Source organism: Enterococcus villorum, assembly GCF_007990225.1.
GTDB lineage: Bacteria > Bacillota > Bacilli > Lactobacillales > Enterococcaceae > Enterococcus_B > Enterococcus_B villorum.
In genome coordinates, this window is sequence record NZ_BJWF01000025.1 from 1 (window position 1) to 17080 (window position 17080).

The window sequence follows — 17080 nt, forward strand, 5'->3', positions numbered from 1 at the left end:
TTCTGTAAAACAATTTCCTCCCCATATGCTCCAGAAATTGGGTGAACGACCACCTGATCCCCGACATGAAAATGAGTCACATCGCTTGCTACTTCCGTCACAACCCCTGCACCATCATTCCCTAATACATAAGGAAACTTGAGCTGTCGCATTTCTTGCATCTTACCTAAACGTAAGGCAACGTCATAAGGATTGATACTAAACGCTTTCAAATTCACACGTAGATGATTTGAGGTAACTTCTCTTGATGGGACAGTTATTTCTTGAAACACTTCATTGGCTGGACCATATCCAGTGATAGCAAATCTTTTCATCCGTTTCCCCTCCTTTTCTTCTAGTTTACGTGGATAGTCAGCATTTGACAAAGAAACGGATCGCCCCTTGCTTTTTAGCAGTCATTCAAAACAATTGTCTTTTTTCTTACAATATGATAAAGTGAACTTTACAAAACGTAACATTTACGATTTATAAGTATATAGGAGGAAAGAAATGGCCAAAAAATCGAAAATAGCTAAAGCAAAAAAGCAACAAGAAACTATTGCACGTTATGCCACTTTGCGTCAAGAATTAAAAACGAATAAAGATTACGACGGGTTGCGTCGGTTACCTTTAGATGCACGTCCAGAACGTTTAAAAAATCGGGATTTAATTGATGGAAGGCCGCGCGGATATATGCGTAAATTTGGTATGTCTCGGATAAAGTTTCGTGAATTAGCTCATCAGGGACTTATTCCTGGCGTCAAAAAAGCCAGTTGGTAAGGATAATCACAAAGTAAAGAAAAAACATTGTTTACGTCGCTTTTTTACACCATTTAGCCACAAGCTTAAAGGTTCGTCTAATTCATTCCATAAATAAAAGCTTGGATTTTGTCTATTAGGCAAAATCCAAGCTTTTATTAGTGAGTAACTTGGTAGTATTTAAGAAAGCAATCTTTTTGTAATTATAAAAAATCTATCTGTGAAAAGTTCATTTAGAGAATTTTTTTATGAACAGTAGTGATTATCTGACGTCTTTTCTTATCATCAATCCATCCATAGAATCCTTCTTCACTATCAACTAAATAGCATACAAGATATTACTTCTCAACAACTAGCACTAATTCACATAAAATGATTCGTTTTGTCTTGAACCCACTGAGCATTTTACAATTTTTTGTTAAATGATGTTGTCAGCTTCGATCACTATTCAATAAGCTAGAATTTTTTTCAAAATACAAAAGTAATTTGAGAAATAATCTTTATTGTGATCAAAGCAACTCATGCTTTTACATCCCTTAACTTCATTATTCCTTTTATATGTAAAGGCGTATAGGCTTTTATTTAGCGACAGGTGTTAATGCTTCGATCCCCACACTGATTTTTAGTGCATGGTCAACGTCTGCCATAATTCGTTTGTCTAAATGGCAAACTTTTTCTTTCAGTCTTGACTTATCGATTGTTCTGATTTGTTCAAGTAAAATAACAGAATCACGTTCGATACCTGTACCAGTTGCTTTAATCCCAATATGCGTAGGCAATTTAGGTTTTGCCATTTTGGCAGTGATGGCCGCAACGATGATCGTTGGACTGAAATGATTTCCTAAATTATTTTGAATGACCAAGACCGGACGCGTCCCGCCTTGTTCTGAACCCACGACTGGAGAAAGGTCAGCAAAATAAATATCTCCTCTTTTTACCATTGGATTCTCCTTAATCTTGATATTCTCTAGGAATACGTGTTCCTAGTATGCAAGCCACTTCGTAGTGGATGGTGCTCATTTGATCCGCTACTTCTTGCATCGTTATTTCTTTTTCTTGATTTTTACCAATTAATGTCACTTTTGTCCCTAGAGGAACTTCATGTGGCAAACGAATCATGATTTGATCCATACAAACGCGTCCCACGATTTCACAAAGAAAACCTTCAACTAAAACTGAAAATCCTTGCAAATTTCGTAGCCAACCATCCGCATAGCCAATTGGGATCGTTCCAATCCACTCAGGTTTCTCCGTAATATAAGTTTCCCCATAACCAATACCTTCACCTTCAGGCAATCGTTTGACTTGAATCAGCTCTGACACTAATTCGAGAGCCGGTTGCAGTGGATAAGGTTCTGTTAAAGCATGGCCAGAAGGATTTAATCCATACATGGCTACCCCAAAACGAATCATATTCCCAATCTTTTCATCATGCCATAAAGCCGTAGCGCTGTTGCTGACATGAACATATTTTGGCAAAAAAGGTAATTGCTCCAGTGTGTTTAAAAAACGTTGTTGCTGTTGTTTCCAATATGTTTCATCTGCTTGATCAGCTGTTGAAAAATGAGTATAGATACCTTCCCATTCTAATACGGCGCTCTCTTGAATAAACGTTACAGCGTCTACTACTTCTTTTGGTGTCAAAAAGCCAATACGTCCCATCCCCGTATCCACCTTCAAATGAAGAGAAAGCGCATGTTTTAATTTATGTTTATTCAAATAATTAGCTGCATTTTCCAACCACTCTTTATTTCCTGCAGTAATCGATAAATCATGGACAATCGCTAAAGTCAACGCATCAACTGGAATCATATTCAACACCAAAATAGGTTGATTAAACCCTGCTTCTCTCAATTCCACACCTTCATCCAAATTAGACACACAAAAACCCGTAGCGCCTCCAGCAACTGCTGCTTGTGCAGTTTGTACTGCGCCATGACCATATCCGTTTGCTTTTACAACCGCAAACAGTTCTTTTCCTTCTGGTAATCTCGCTAATTCATTTTTTACGTTATTTGTAATAGCCTTTGTATGTATAATAATTTTTGTAGGACGATGCCACGCGACAACCATGATTCTTCCTTCTTTCTAGTCTTCTAAAATAATTTGCGCAAATGCTAATTCATCCGTATGCGTAATGCTAACCCAGCTTTTTCCTGTATGAGGTGATTTCGTCACCACAGGTTGTCCCGCCTCATTTTTCAAAATCTCAATTTCTTGAAACGTTACTTTACCAATACCAGTTCCCCATGCTTTGGCAAATGCTTCTTTGCAAGCATAACGGCCTCCTAGAAATTCTACTTGTCGATGAAAAGGCAGAACTTGAAATTGTTCTCTTTCATTTGGTGTTAACACACGATCGATAAAATTTTGTTTTTCTTTGATGATTTTCGCAATCCTAGGTAATTCCACTGCGTCAATCCCAATTCCTTTTAACATAGACTCGACTCTTTTCAAAAAATTTTAGAACACTCTCATTCTACCAAATTCTAGATATTTTACCACCAATATGTCCATATATAACAAAAAAGAAAGCTTCCTTACAAAAAGGAAGCTTTGGGCGTAACATTAATCGTTATTCGTACGAATCACAAACCCACGTTTTTTATCATTTTGACGCTTTCCGCCATCTTTTTTGTGGTTATTATTTTTATTGTAGCCACCTTTAGACTTGTTGCCACGGTAGTTACTGTTATCCCGACGATTACGGTTATTTCCTCCACCGCGTTTGCCATTTTTATTGTAGCCTTTTTTCTGCATAGGCAATGGACGTTCTGGTGTGATTTTAACCGGTACGGCATCAGATGGATCTTTTGCCGTTGTCTTTAATAACAATGCCACTAAATCTTGTGCAGAATATTCTTCTAACAGTTTATCTGCTGTTTGCAAATATTTGTCCAAACCGTTTTCTTCTAGCTTCGCTTCGATTTGTTCAACTGCCGCACCTAATTGACCTTTAAAGGCTTCTTTTTCAGTTGGTGGACGTAAAGTAGCCATCCGTTTTTTCGTTAAGTTTTCGATGACATGTAAGTAGTCCATCTCGTTTGGTGTAACAAAAGTGACTGACATTCCGCCTTTTCCAGCGCGACCAGTACGACCGATACGGTGAACATAGCTTTCTGGATCTTGTGGAATATCATAGTTATAGACATGCGTAACACCTGAAATATCTAAGCCACGCGCCGCAACGTCTGTAGCCACTAACACATCTAAATGACCATTTTTAAATGAGCGTAAGACACTCATTCGTTTTTGTTGTGAGAGGTCTCCATGGATTCCTTCTGCTCGATAACCACGTGCTTCTAATCCACGTGCTAATTCGTCCACACGACGTTTTGTACGACCAAAAACGATCGTTAATTCAGGTGTTTGAACATCAAACAAACGAGTCATGATATCAAATTTTTCATACTCTTTTGCTCGTACATAGTATTGATCAATTAAATCAGCTGTCATTTCTTTTGCTTTGATCTTCACGTGCGTTGGAGTTTTCATAAACTTCACGCCAATGTTTTTAATTGCTGGTGGCATCGTTGCTGAAAATAGTAAGGTTTGTCTTTGTTCAGGCACTTTTGAAATAATGCTTTCAATGTCTTCTAAAAAGCCCATGTTTAGCATTTCATCTGCTTCATCTAAAACTAATGTTTCAACGGTTCCTAATTTCAATGTGTGTCGGTTGATATGATCAAGCATACGGCCAGGTGTTCCAACCACGATATTTGGACGATCTTTTAACCCACGGATTTGGCGACCAATATCCGCTCCTCCATAAACTGCTTGAACACGTACACGTTTATCTCGTCCCAAACGATAAAGTTCTTCTTGCGTTTGAATCGCTAATTCACGAGTTGGTGCAATTACTAATCCTTGTAATTCATGGCGACTAGTGTCAATTTTTTCTAACATTGGCAAACCAAAAGCAGCCGTCTTACCAGTTCCTGTTTGTGCTTGTCCAATCACGTCTTTTCCAGACAAAGCTAAAGGGATTGTTTCTGACTGGATTGGTGTTGCTTCTTCAAAACCAGCCCGCTCTACTGATTTCAATAATTCTGGTGATAAATCTAGTTCTTTAAATTTCAAATGAATCCTCCTATATGGTTGTTAACTGAGGATGTAGCTTAATTTTTGCTACCCCGTCGATTGTTCGGTCAAAGTGGTTGAATCTTTTGACAGTGGCCACGCACGTTTTCCATCCATCCTTAGCCCCTGTGGCACCACCGAAAAATCACTTTGCGAAGTTCAGGCATTAGAAAAGCCAAACGGGTCGCGTTCAGCTTTATCATTGTTATGACATCTGGCTTTAGCAATTGATAAAAATCGATCAAACCAGTCCAATTTCTCTTCATCTTTCGGCAATAGGTTATTCTAGCATAATTTAATGTTTTCTGCAAGTTTACAGTTCGTTATTTCATTTTCTGTAATTCTTGTACAACAGCCCATAAATCCATCCCATTGCTTCCTTTTAGGACAATACTATCCTCTGGTTGTAATTCTGCTTTGATCGTTGCAATAAGTTGCTCCTTCTCTTTTTCAAAGTATTTCACTTTCAAATCGGGGTATTCGATGGATAGCCTTTCTTTTAATGCCTTCATTTGCGGGCCATATAAAAAGACGACGGCATAATCAGCGGGATGCAGATGTTCAGCCATTTGCGCATGCATCTGTAAAGCATCAGGACCTAATTCCAGCATATCCGCTAGAACAGCCATTCTTCTTCCTTTTACTTCTAGGTTTGCAAACATATCTAGTACTAGTCCCATAGCGGTAGGATTGGCATTGTAGACATCACTTAAAATGGCTGCACCATTTCCCGCACTTAGCCATTCTGTACGATTTTGAGTCATGGAAACATTGGCTAACCCAAGGCGTATCTCTTGTGTTGATAACCCAAAGAATTGTCCAACAGCATAAGCAATCAAGGCATTAGTTACATTGTATTTACCTGGTAAAGGGATTATGAAAGATTCTTTATCTACCCTAAAGTGTGTGGCCGTTTTGCTTTCCTCTGTTACTTTAGCAACTAAATCTCCGCTATTTAACCCAAATGTTACGATAGATTGTGTTAAATTTGCCGTAAGAGGTTTTAGTAAAGGTTCTGCTTCTGGAATGATCAAGCACCCATCTGTTACCAAACCATCAACGATTTCCATTTTCGCTTTTGCAATGCCTTCTCTTGAGCCTAAATTTTCAATATGTGCTTCGCCGATCATAGTAATGGCAGCCACTTTAGGTTGAGCAATCAGCGATAGTTCGGTAATCTCTTTTGCGTGGTCCATGCCCATCTCTAAAACGATTTTTTCTGTATCGGCAGGCATATGCAAAATGGTGTATGGTAAGCCAATATTATTATTATAATTTCCTTGTGTTTTATATGTCCGGTATTTTTGTGCTAGAACCGAAGCAGTTAAATCTTTGGTTGTTGTTTTCCCATTACTTCCGGTAATAGCGACTACTTCAGCGCCAGTTTTCTTTAAATAATAGGTTGCTAAAGCTTGCATGGCTTTCAAGGGATCTGCTACAAAAATCACAGGGATTTCAGTAGGCGCTTTTGCTGGATCTAAGCTCCAAAAAGTAGCAACAGCACCATTAGCAATCGCTTGTTGAATAAAATCATGCCCATCTCTTGCTCCTTTTAATGGAACAAACAAATGTCCTTTTTCAATCTTACGACTGTCAAATTCTACTCCTGTGATCTCAGTTAAACCGTCCTGATTACTTCCTACCGCTTGTGCGATTTCTTGTACCGTTAGTTTCATAAAAAAACCTACCTTTTCGCATTTAGAAGCCGGAACCGATGTCAGTGACATCAGCTCCAGCTTCTATTTATATGATTTGGTTATTCGTGTACTTCAAAAAAACTTTGTCGTTGATTGAAACGATTGATACCTAATTGAATTAATTCTTCAATCAAATCTCCATATTTCAAGCCCATATTTTCCCATAATAATGGATACATGCTAAATTGAGTAAATCCAGGCATCGTATTTAATTCATTTAAGAATAATTCGTTTTTATTCGTTAAGAAGAAATCACAACGACTTAAGCCACTGCCACCTAGCATGGTATAAGCGATTTTTGCGTACTCTTGTGCTTTTTGATGCACTTCTTCTGGCACTTCTGCCGGGATCTGCATCTCAATTTTATTATTGATATATTTTGCATCATAATCATAAAAAGCCACATCTTTGACTACTTCACCAGGTAAGGTGGTGCGCACATCTTCATTACCTAGAACAGCCACTTCAATTTCACGTGCTTCAATTCCTTGTTCAACGATAGCACGTGAATCATATTGATAAGCCATGGCTAAAGCATGCTGAAGTTCTTCTCGATTTTCTGCTTTTGAGATGCCTACGCTTGAACCCATATTTGCTGGTTTAACAAACATTGGGTAAAGCAAAGAACCCTCACATTGGTCAAATATTTTCTTAGGATTTTCTTTCCATTGGCTTTTCAATACAGGGACATAAGGCACTTGCGGTACTCCTGCCGCTTGTAAAATGTATTTGGTCATGATCTTATCCATTGCACAAGCACTTGTTAATACCCCTGCACCAACATAAGGTAAGTTTAAAGTCTCTAAAAATCCTTGAATGGTCCCGTCTTCTCCATTTGGTCCATGTAACACAGGAAAAACAATCGTTCCTTCTTCTTTGATTTCTCCAGGATTGATCACCTTTCCCGTAAAACCTTCTGTCACTTTCCCACTTGGATCCCATGTTAAATGCAAAACTTCTTTGCTCGTTGGTTTTTCTGTTAGCAAAGGTCCTTTAACCCACTCGCCTTCTTTGCTAATAAAGATAAGTTGAACTTGATAATACGTATAATAAATCGCATTTAAGACTGAAAACGCTGAGAGAATCGAAACATCATGCTCTGCACTGCGCCCGCCGTATAGTAAAGTAATCTTCAAAAGATTGTCCTCCCGTATCCAATATCATTTCCATTTTTACTTCATATTTTAGCATAAAATCAAAAGAAGCAAACCTCTTATTTAAAAAAGTTCATGAACTTACAGTCTAAAAGCAGAAAAAATACGCTGAAAACAGATTGCCCACTTTTTCTAATTTTACTATATTTAGTTAATCATCTTGTGTCATCCTGCTTGATTAAGTGCATGGATTAGCGCTTGCCTAAAGCTTTGGTGATCTTGTGGCGTAAAAGGTTTAGGTCCTTTTGTTCTTAGGCCTGCTTTTCGTAATTTACTGCTTTGATAACGTTGTTCTAATAAACCGTCTATCGTGGTTGAAGTAAACTCTTTGCCTGTTTGGTGAAACACTCGTACGCCTTTTGGCAACACCAAAGAAGCCAGTCCATAGTCTTGCGTGACTAAGATATCTCCTTTACGAATTAAACCGACAATTTTATAGTCTGCGCTATCGGCACCTTGATCAACATAGACAAATTGAACATAGGAGGGATACACTTTTGTAGTGTAGTGATCCACACTGGTCACAATCACAACGTCCAGTTGATAAGCCTGAGCAATCTCAATCACATCTTCTTTAACTGGAGAACCATCTCCATCAATCACGATGCGCATGCGCTCCCTCCTCTCGTTTCCATAAAAGATAAACAATGACTACACTCATCAGTAAGAACCCAATATTCCCCCACTTTGCATACTCCATCAACTGCGCACTCGTATCGGAAACACTAATTTTATCTGTTAACTGCAACAACATTGCTACCGGCTGATCGAACCAGCGCGTAAGACCCAATAGCAGACCCATTAAAAGAAATTGATGGACCACGCTTCCTTGGTTTTGTGTAGTATATTTGATAACTACACGTTGATCCATTGGTATATCTGCATTTATTTCATAACATGTACGATTAAGCCAACCGCTAATAATTGAGTGACAAAAACTGACGAAAAATAAACCAATAGTAAAGAAACCAGGAATCAATAAAATCAGTAGTGAACCAAACACACCAATCAATTGAGCAACTACCGGTGACGTGGAAACTTTTTTCAACACACTATTTCCGATCAGTTTTGCTAAAATCATTCCGGCGATATATGGGAGATACATAGCAGTCGCCAAATGAGCAAATCCATATATCACGCCTATATAGAATGTGCTAAATAAAAAAAGAAAATTCCCTAGCATGCCACTAAAAAAAGTATACAAATTGAGCCAAACAGGTAGTTTCCAACTTTTTTTGACACGCCCTAAATAAAAAGCCGCTAGAATAAAGAAACATAAAAAAACATAAATTGCAAAATCAAAAAGTGCTGAATTTACTAATATTCTTGCATTCCGAAGTAAAAACAATAAAACAAAAGAAAGGAGAAAAAGGAAGAATTCTTTTGGGACAAACATCGTCGTCTTGATATCCTTGAAATCAAGCTCATATCTGGGGTAATGACTCACCGTATGATAGGCCATAATATAAAACAAGGTGTATAACCCTAAAGTAATAACCACTTGTGTTATCCCAGAAAGCTCAATTGAACGAAATAAGATAACTAATAAAACTAACGCAAATGGGTATTGTTTCCCAGTCATGTTCGTGAATCCTTGCCGTTTTTCATGATAGTTTACGGTCACATTTGCTGGAGGCAACCAAGCTGCACTTAATCCTAGTAAAATACTAGAGAAATAAAATAAAGGGAAATATAAGACGCCAAAAACACCTAGTAATGCTCCTGCTCCCCCCATTAAAAGAGAGATCATTAGTAATGTATAGCTATCTAAGCCAAAACGAATACTGCGTATCAAAAACAACCCCGTCATCCGAAAAGTATAAAATAGCGTAAAAGGCAAAATAGAGGCCAAATTGTTTCCATCACTTAAACTTAAAAATAAAAGATACGGTATAAAAATCACCGTATTGCTTAAAATAAAAGGCGTCGTTTGTGTAAAATTACGCCCAAATTGTTTGATTTTCTCGAACATAAAAAAGCTCCTTAGCTAGTAATTTACAGTTATATTTCCATTGGTTTTTAAAGTCATTCTAGCATTAATTTAAATAGAAACCAATTATAGAGAATATTCTCTCTCAGATTATAGTCAGACGAAAAAAGAACCTGCGACGAAGACAAAAGTAACTTCTTCAAGTAACACTTCTTTTAGCATATAACTTTTCATATTCCATTGACTCTTGGGATATTGTCATGGAAATATACTTCGAGCAAACTGACTTTACAGATGTTCTTTTCATTTTGAACCTCATTCAAGTCTTTTCTGAATAGCGCATCATTGATCAGTTGTCTTGTTCTTATTTTATAAAAAGAAGCCATTAAGACATTGTCATAAATTTTCTTTTTAAAATCCTATTAGAAACTACCTCTTTTTTCCTGTTGTTTCAATCTCTTACTTCATATGATTAGGTTGAGAAAGATCAACAAATTTTCGGTTATAATACTTGTATTTAGCAGTACTATCCATGACATGAAGCCTGTGCTAAGAGGAATTTTTCCACCTGTTTTTGATATAAATATCAGAAAGTGCGTTCCCTATTTTAGGAAACGCACCTTCTCCATACTTTTCAATTTTTTAAACTCATCCACACTAGCGAATGACATAAACTTCTATCTGCACCTGAATTTCTTTTATAAAAAAGCCTTCTTCCTTCATCTATTTTAAATCCTTGTCAAATAAATATCTTGATATAATCTAGTGGCTCGCCATTTCTTAATTTTTTGTCTCGCTTATTCTATTTGGATCCAGCACTCAATATCTCTACCGATTGACTCATATACCACTTGATTGTTTCAGCTAAACCTTCTTCTAGCTTTATTGTCGGAGAATAATTTAAAGCTTCCACAGACTTTTCGATACTAGCGTAGGAATTGACAATGTCGCCTTTTCTTTTCTCCGTATAATTTACTTGAGCTTCTTTATTAAAAATTTTACTCATTATGGCGACTAAGTTATTTAGATTGATGACCTCTCCACACGCAATATTATAAGCTTTCCCATTTGTTTTATCAGAAGACAAAGCTGCTTTTATATTTGCTTGAAGCACATTATCAATATAGGTAAAATCTCTAGATTGCTTACCATCTCCATAAATTTTTAAAGGATCATTCTGTTGCATCAATTCAATAAATTTGGGAATCACCGCCGCATATTGCCCATTAGGATTTTGTCTTCTACCAAACACATTAAAGTAGCGAAGTCCTACAGTAGGCAGATCATAGATATCTGAATACAATTTCCCATGTAATTCATTTACTTTTTTTGTCAATGCGTAAGGAGAAATCACTTCTCCTTCTTCACCTTCTTTTTTAGGCAGCGTTTGGCTATCTCCATAAACGGAAGAGCTAGAAGCATAAACGAATTTTTTTACCTGATTTTTTTTAGCGGCTTCTAACATATTTAAGGTCCCTTGAATATTATTTTCTCCATACTCAACGGGCATGCGAATACTTCTCGGTATACTTCCCCATGCAGCTTGGTGAAAAATGTAATCGACTCCTTCAGCTGCTGATTCACAACTACTTACATTAGTAATGTCTTCATTAATAAATTCAAAATTGTTACATGCCATTAAATGTTGTATATTCTCCAATTTTCCTGTTGAAAGGTTGTCCATGCAACGAGTATGATAACCAGCCTCAATGAGTAGTTCACAAAGATTACTACCAATAAAACCAGCACCACCCGTTACTAAAAATCGTGTATCTTTGGGAAATTTGTTTTTTATATCCATGAATTCTCCTTTTTAACCTATCCACTTATTTTTTTCTTTTATTAAATAAATAAATTTCAATTTATTTTTAATTCCTTTGATTGAATCAATGTTAGAAAAACGTAAAACGGTCTGAAATTCTGGCTGAGAAAAAAGAAGATTCATCTTTTCTCTTGGCTCGTCATAAGCATTTTTTATTTTTTCAAATAACTTATTCACTTTTTGAAAACTCAACTGTCGATAATAGCTTGGGTTCAATCCGAGTTCTCGAGTAAACTTTTTAAATACTTCACATACTTGATTGTCATCTATAATTCTTTGATCATCTACTTTATTCGCTGCCGCTGAGCCTGGTCTGCCAAATCGATAATAGTAATAGATTTTGTGATTGATGTATAACTTGCATCCTTTTAGCATCATTTGACAATTAAATATTGAATCTTGCCCTGTCCGAATTTCAGGAAAAACAAGTTGATTTTTTATTAAAAAATCTTTGCGATAAAGTTTATTACATGCTGAAAAAAAGCTTGTCTCAAAAAATATTTCGGGAAAATGTTCGCGAAATTGATTATAATCCATAATTTGAAGGTCTTTATTCGATCGTAGAGTAACCTCTTTAATTCTTTCACATGATTCGGTCACGTACTGCATACTAAACATCACTACATCAACCGTATACATAGAGAATAATTCAAGATTTTCCTCCAATGTTTTCTTGTGAAGTTGATCATCAGGATCAAAAAATGCGACATATTCGCCTTGGGCAATTTTTAATCCTTCATTTCTAGCATATGCCAATCCATGATTATTCTGGTTAATAATCTTTGCATTCTTCAATTCTTTGATTCGTTCATTTAAATAATCCAATGTGCCATCTGTTGAACCGTCATTCACAAAAATAAGTTCATAGTTCTTATATGTTTGGTTAATCATACTGTCAATAAAGTCTTGCAAATAATTAACTACGTTATAACAAGGTACAATGATGCTTACTTGGTTTTCTATGTTATCCTTCACACTCTTCTCCTTTTTTTTCTTTTAGTTGTATATCGTCTAATGTTAACCACGTTAATTGCTAATAAAAATCAGAAAGTAACAGTTGATCTCTTAGTTTCCCAGTGAATCACTCTTACTTAGTTAAAATCAATCATTTTTGGACCCTTTAAAACCGAAGTAACAAGTAATATTAAGACAATCAAATGAAAAAGAAGCCTCGTAGGAAAGACTTCTTTTCGCTAGAATACTCATAGGCTGATTAGCTTGTTCCCACTCTTTTATTTTATCGACTATCACTGATTGAGATAATCAAAATATATTTTTTTAAAATATGTTTTTTGCAGAAATTGCTTTTATCCAAATCATACGGCATACAGATCAATTAATAAGGGGTAATTGAAATTAACGTTTAAGAAAATTACCTCCCCTTTGAAATAAACAGTAGTATCTTTACTGCATCCACACCTATCATTGGAATCATACTTATTTATATGGTCAATAAAGTCAAAGCTATATAATTGAACAAACAAAATGATTCGATTATAGTTTTCTCTACTTCATTCTTAATTCCTTTAGTTATTCGCTGGACAATTTTTTAGTAATGAACATATCCCCTATTCTATAAAGCAAAAAAAACTACTAATTTATAAAAAACTAGTAGTTTTTTTGCTCATCATTTTGTGGGCAGATCATTCATTAAGTGTGTATATAAACTCCCCCAAATCCCACGACTAAATGATAGCTTATCTTATCTTGTCTTATTTAATTATTCAAAATGAGCAGTTTACTATTTGCTCTTTTGATTGATGAAACAAATAGAGTTGCCCTCTATTCCTACATAAAAAGTTCTTTTCATGTCACAGGAAATTAAAAATTGACTGTAACTATCATCAATACCTATCAACACTTAGAGAATATCCTATAGGAAGAGTTTTTCTAAATTTCTAAGTCTATCTATTTTCTCTCTACTAATTTTCTTATGGATATTCTTTCCATCTCAGTTTTTAATAGTTGCTTCCACTTTAAACTTGGCAAAACGATCTTTTCATGTTTCTGAAAGAGGAAAGGTCCCTTTTGACATTTCATCTACTTGGTTTAACTTTAGTTCGATTTCTATTATGATTCCTAATTATATTTTCTTAGGACAAACCTCTCTAATGCAGCTCATTTTTTCACTGTTTCAAAAATAGCAGTAAGTTCTCTAAAATCTTTTGGACTTGGTTCACGATTTATTTTAATAATTTTCGCATTTGGGTATTGCTTATTCAAATTTTTTACTGCAGCAGTAGTGATCACTACATCCACTGATTCTGCAAGCTTTTTCTCAGGAAATGTCAGAAATTTGAGATGATATTGTTCTTTAAAGTAGAACGCTATTTTTTTAATTATATGAGTGGTAATTAATATAGGCATGTCACTTTCTAGAATAACAGAAATCTCCTTTTCAAAATAAACCGGTTCAATATCCTGTGTAATAATTTTTATATAAGGCAACAATAAATATCGTTGTTCCAGAAAAATTTCGTTCGATGATAACTCATATAATTCTTTAAGAAAATGATAAACCATTGTCGAAAGCGTTGGATAATTAGTTTGAAAATAATTAGTATATATTAATCCGTTCATATCCGATTTAAAATTTTTAAAAACATAAGCAAAACAATGACAGCTAAATAAACCATATCTAGTAAAGCTTGTGTCTAAATTTATTTCATTTTTGGTAAAGAAATAAGAATTGATTTTTTTCAAAGACAAATCTGTTGCTTGAAAAATCAGCGTATTTCTTTTGCGATGGTCTTCAATGATCTCATCGATTGTTTTAGGAATTAACATATGGTAAGAAGCTGACATTGATAATCCAACAGTATAATGAAAAGCCGTTTCTTCTTCTGAAATATTAATTTTCCCTATACACTCTTGTTCCAATACTCCTTTGAAATGCTCATAGCGATATCCTTGAGCGATTTCACCTAATTTTTTATCTTTCGCATCAATAAAGTTCTTTTTTCTTGTACGTAAAACTGATTCAGCAAAATAATAGCTAATTTGACGGATAAAAAGATGAGGAATTTCTATATCTGACAGAATTAACGAATAGAGCAAATGGTTAGTCATCTCGACTATGTCTTGTTCAGCTACCGAATCAAATGGCCAAGTCACCCCTCCGTAAACACGCCAATAGAAAATCATCATTAATAAGCGAATTTGTTTTTCATCACCTTCTAGTTTGGCTGTTACTCGTGAAATAGTCACATCAAAATCGTCAAAGTAAGACCTGATTTTATTGATATTTCTTCTAACAGTTGCTTCACTCACATAATTTTGTTGTGCATATTGTGTCACAGAGGAAATTTCTTCTTTAAAAATTGCTTCCAATAATTGAACAGCTGGTGCTTGAGAAATGATGTAAGCAATCAACACTTGGATATCTTTATCATTACGAATGTTAATTTGGATTCCTTTTCCTTTCGAAATAATCAGCTCAATCCCCTCTTCTCCTAGATCAGAAATATCTCTAGCTAATTTTTCAGTCACTCGTAACACAGCAGCTGTATTGATTTGAAGAATATTTCCAACGTCATTTGTCGTCAACCATCGTTGAGAAGTTTTATTTAACTCTTTAGCTAATTGAACTTCAAGTAGCGTGGATGAATCGACTAACTTTTCAAGGGTATTTGACTGATCATAATTTATCATTTTAAGGACTCCTTAACTCTGTTTCATTTTACAAATCAATCCTACCATTAAACATGGACAAAATAAAAAAAGAGACCTCCGTCTCTTAAAAAAAATCGGTTAGTTGTACAATATTGATATTCTGATACAACGTATGAATATCCTGAACAATATCACGATCTTCAAAATCTACTACTGTTTTCGCTAGCCTTTTTCCTGTCTTCGTTTTGATAATCGCATTCACCACTTTAAAATTTTCCTCAAAAATAAAATCAGCGATTGTTTGATTACTTTTTAGAAGTAATTCTGGCACGATATGCCCTTCTTCTAGTTTTTCTACCAAGCAATGTTTATTTAGCTTTAGAAAAGCTTTCAATTCTTCAGCGGTTTTATAAATATCGGTGACTATAAATCTTAAAAATTCCCCTGACGACTGCTCTTTTTCTACCACGCCATAGATACTACAATCGATAAAATCCATATCCGTTCCTCCAATACACTCATTTTTGTTAATAATAAAACAAATCTAACGTTCTTTACGTTCTTTTATTGAGGTATTGTACTCCCTTTTTTGATTTTTATTTTTTTCGACTGGACTTCAGGACTTCAATGAATAAATTACATCTAAATACCATGGTCAAACTCATATAGATAATCAATCCTAAGCCTGCTTGCAGAAAATTCGTCACTAACGTAGGTGCGCTAGTTGCTGTAATCCTTCTAGTCACTAAACACATCACCAGGCCAGCAATCATATATTTGATGATGTGAAAATAGTTAAATCGAAAATTCGTTCCTTTATATAACGAAGTAATTCTTGAAACTAGGACAAAGCACTCGGCAAAAATACTTGCACAAACTGAACCATATATACCAATTTTCGGAAGTAAAAGTAAATTCGTTAATACACTAATAACTGCTCCTAAGATAACAGAAAAATTATACTGTCTAACCTTACCAACAGGAATCAGGTATTGTCTTGAAATCGCCATACTGAGAGGAACAACAACAATAAGTACAGAAAAAACGGGAATAAGCTGATTCACAAAAGTAAATTTCTCCCCTAAAAACCATGGAACAAATTTGTCAAAAATCGTTAGCATGCCAAACATAATGGGAATCGAAAAAAACAATTGCCCATCCGTAGTTTTCTCAAGTGTGGTAATCATTTTACTTTGATGGCTATTTTTATACATGTTACTCATCCTTGGCAACATCACCGTATCAAATGCCGTAATCAATGTAATAAATACCATATTCATCGTCAGAGAACTCGTGTAATAGCCAACTTCTGTTGGTCCTACAAAAACACCAAGTAAGGTTTTATTCAAAGTCGTGTAAATAATGATGGCGATTTGTGGGATGAAAAAATGGACAGCGGATTTCAAATGTCCAAGAACAGCTTTTAACTTTGTCTTTTTAAAAGTAATATATTTTTTTAAATACCAACAAGGATAGATTTGTGGTAAAACAAAACTAAGGGATTGAATAAACACGTACTTACCTAAATCATCTGCCGTTTTGACACTCATAATGATCAAAAAGAACACAAAGATTTGCGAAAAAATATTGGCTAACATCGTTCGCTTAAAATCTTCCATGCCCATATAAAACCAAGAAACATCAAATAAAACGGAAATAATTGATAAACTCTGCAAATAAAAGTAACCCGCATAATTTAATTGGCTAGCCAGAGCGACAAATAGCAGGAAGTTTATCAAAACAAGTAAAGCTTTCAAATTGAAAATTTCCCAAAAGACACGACTTAATGCTTCCTTATCATCCCTTGCCAAGGCGATTTCTCTACTACCATATAAGGTAATTCCTAACCCAGAAAATAAAATAAAGTAAGAAACAATCGAGTAAGTATAATTATAAATCCCTAATCCTTGTGGTCCTAAGGTTCTAGAAACGATTGGAATCGTCAAAATAGGGATGATTATTTTCATTAATTGATATAAAGCTTGGTAAATAAAATTAGAAAAAACTTTTTTCATGTAGTGTTCCTTTCTAAAATAGTAAACCTCAA

The 17080-nt window shown here is 35.2% G+C and carries 15 protein-coding genes; 1 reads left to right on the plus strand and 14 read right to left on the minus strand.

Features of this window, described 5'->3' with window-relative positions; translation table 11 throughout:
- On the minus strand, positions 1 to 314 hold a 314-nt coding region (locus tag EVI01_RS09110; RefSeq protein ID WP_146811620.1), incomplete at its 3' end, for an alcohol dehydrogenase catalytic domain-containing protein.
- Positions 315 to 489: 175 nt separating this feature from the next.
- Between EVI01_RS09110 and rpsN the strand changes: the two genes are divergently transcribed.
- On the plus strand, positions 490 to 759 hold the full coding sequence (gene rpsN, locus EVI01_RS09115) for a 30S ribosomal protein S14 (RefSeq protein ID WP_010750653.1): 270 nt from the start codon (positions 490 to 492) through the stop codon (positions 757 to 759).
- A 557-nt stretch (positions 760 to 1316) separates the two neighbouring features.
- On the opposite strand, the gene EVI01_RS09120 is transcribed toward rpsN, so the two are convergent.
- The 13 genes from EVI01_RS09120 to EVI01_RS09180 form a co-directional block, all read right to left on the minus strand.
- Complete coding sequence (locus EVI01_RS09120; protein ID WP_010750654.1) at positions 1317 to 1679, minus strand: type II toxin-antitoxin system PemK/MazF family toxin; 363 nt, start codon at positions 1677 to 1679, stop codon at positions 1317 to 1319.
- A 10-nt stretch (positions 1680 to 1689) separates the two neighbouring features.
- Positions 1690 to 2811, minus strand: a complete 1122-nt coding sequence (alr, locus tag EVI01_RS09125) for an alanine racemase (protein WP_010750655.1) — start codon at positions 2809 to 2811, stop codon at positions 1690 to 1692.
- Between the two features lie 15 nt (positions 2812 to 2826).
- Positions 2827 to 3177 (minus strand): holo-ACP synthase, encoded by a 351-nt coding sequence (gene acpS / locus EVI01_RS09130; RefSeq protein WP_010750656.1) that lies wholly within the window; start codon positions 3175 to 3177, stop codon positions 2827 to 2829.
- A gap of 129 nt (positions 3178 to 3306) precedes the next feature.
- Positions 3307 to 4818 (minus strand): degradosome RNA helicase CshA, encoded by a 1512-nt coding sequence (cshA, locus tag EVI01_RS09135; protein WP_010750657.1) that lies wholly within the window; start codon positions 4816 to 4818, stop codon positions 3307 to 3309.
- 323 nt (positions 4819 to 5141) lie between these two features.
- Positions 5142 to 6494, minus strand: coding sequence for a UDP-N-acetylmuramoyl-tripeptide--D-alanyl-D-alanine ligase (locus EVI01_RS09140; RefSeq protein ID WP_010750658.1), 1353 nt, complete (start codon positions 6492 to 6494; stop codon positions 5142 to 5144).
- 80 nt (positions 6495 to 6574) lie between these two features.
- Positions 6575 to 7651 carry a D-alanine--D-alanine ligase gene (locus tag EVI01_RS09145; protein WP_010750659.1) on the minus strand — a complete coding sequence of 359 codons (1077 nt, stop codon included), beginning with the start codon at positions 7649 to 7651 and terminating at the stop codon, positions 6575 to 6577.
- A gap of 183 nt (positions 7652 to 7834) precedes the next feature.
- On the minus strand, positions 7835 to 8281 hold the full coding sequence (locus tag EVI01_RS09150) for a YaiI/YqxD family protein (RefSeq protein WP_010750660.1): 447 nt from the start codon (positions 8279 to 8281) through the stop codon (positions 7835 to 7837).
- Positions 8265 to 9641, minus strand: a complete 1377-nt coding sequence (locus EVI01_RS09155; RefSeq protein ID WP_010750661.1) for a hypothetical protein — start codon at positions 9639 to 9641, stop codon at positions 8265 to 8267. The genes EVI01_RS09150 and EVI01_RS09155 overlap by 17 nt, the downstream gene beginning before the upstream one ends.
- 760 nt (positions 9642 to 10401) lie before the next feature.
- Complete coding sequence (locus EVI01_RS09160) at positions 10402 to 11400, minus strand: SDR family oxidoreductase (RefSeq protein WP_010750662.1); 999 nt, start codon at positions 11398 to 11400, stop codon at positions 10402 to 10404.
- Between the two features lie 12 nt (positions 11401 to 11412).
- The gene (locus EVI01_RS09165) at positions 11413 to 12396 is read right to left on the minus strand and encodes a glycosyltransferase family 2 protein (RefSeq protein WP_010750663.1); all 984 of its coding nucleotides are present in this window, start codon (positions 12394 to 12396) and stop codon (positions 11413 to 11415) included.
- A 1143-nt stretch (positions 12397 to 13539) separates the two neighbouring features.
- Positions 13540 to 15072: an AcpB/EbpR/MafR family transcriptional regulator gene (locus tag EVI01_RS09170; protein ID WP_010750664.1), complete on the minus strand. Its 1533-nt coding sequence runs from the start codon at positions 15070 to 15072 to the stop codon at positions 13540 to 13542.
- A gap of 85 nt (positions 15073 to 15157) precedes the next feature.
- Positions 15158 to 15532, minus strand: coding sequence for a hypothetical protein (locus EVI01_RS09175; RefSeq protein ID WP_010750665.1), 375 nt, complete (start codon positions 15530 to 15532; stop codon positions 15158 to 15160).
- A gap of 97 nt (positions 15533 to 15629) precedes the next feature.
- On the minus strand, positions 15630 to 17048 hold the full coding sequence (locus EVI01_RS09180) for an oligosaccharide flippase family protein (RefSeq protein ID WP_010750666.1): 1419 nt from the start codon (positions 17046 to 17048) through the stop codon (positions 15630 to 15632).
- Positions 17049 to 17080 lie beyond the last annotated feature (32 nt).

Bases quoted from the DNA above. Each gene is read 5' to 3' on its own strand.
- rpsN (WP_010750653.1), top strand. From the start codon at position 490: ATGGCCAAAAAATCGAAAATAGCTAAAGCAAAAAAGCAACAAGAAACT.
- EVI01_RS09120 (WP_010750654.1), bottom strand. From the start codon at position 1,679: ATGGTAAAAAGAGGAGATATTTATTTTGCTGACCTTTCTCCAGTCGTG.
- alr (WP_010750655.1), bottom strand. From the start codon at position 2,811: ATGGTTGTCGCGTGGCATCGTCCTACAAAAATTATTATACATACAAAG.
- acpS (WP_010750656.1), bottom strand. From the start codon at position 3,177: ATGTTAAAAGGAATTGGGATTGACGCAGTGGAATTACCTAGGATTGCG.
- EVI01_RS09140 (WP_010750658.1), bottom strand. From the start codon at position 6,494: ATGAAACTAACGGTACAAGAAATCGCACAAGCGGTAGGAAGTAATCAG.
- EVI01_RS09150 (WP_010750660.1), bottom strand. From the start codon at position 8,281: ATGCGCATCGTGATTGATGGAGATGGTTCTCCAGTTAAAGAAGATGTG.
- EVI01_RS09155 (WP_010750661.1), bottom strand. From the start codon at position 9,641: ATGTTCGAGAAAATCAAACAATTTGGGCGTAATTTTACACAAACGACG.
- EVI01_RS09160 (WP_010750662.1), bottom strand. From the start codon at position 11,400: ATGGATATAAAAAACAAATTTCCCAAAGATACACGATTTTTAGTAACG.
- EVI01_RS09170 (WP_010750664.1), bottom strand. From the start codon at position 15,072: ATGATAAATTATGATCAGTCAAATACCCTTGAAAAGTTAGTCGATTCA.
- EVI01_RS09175 (WP_010750665.1), bottom strand. From the start codon at position 15,532: ATGGATTTTATCGATTGTAGTATCTATGGCGTGGTAGAAAAAGAGCAG.
- EVI01_RS09180 (WP_010750666.1), bottom strand. From the start codon at position 17,048: ATGAAAAAAGTTTTTTCTAATTTTATTTACCAAGCTTTATATCAATTA.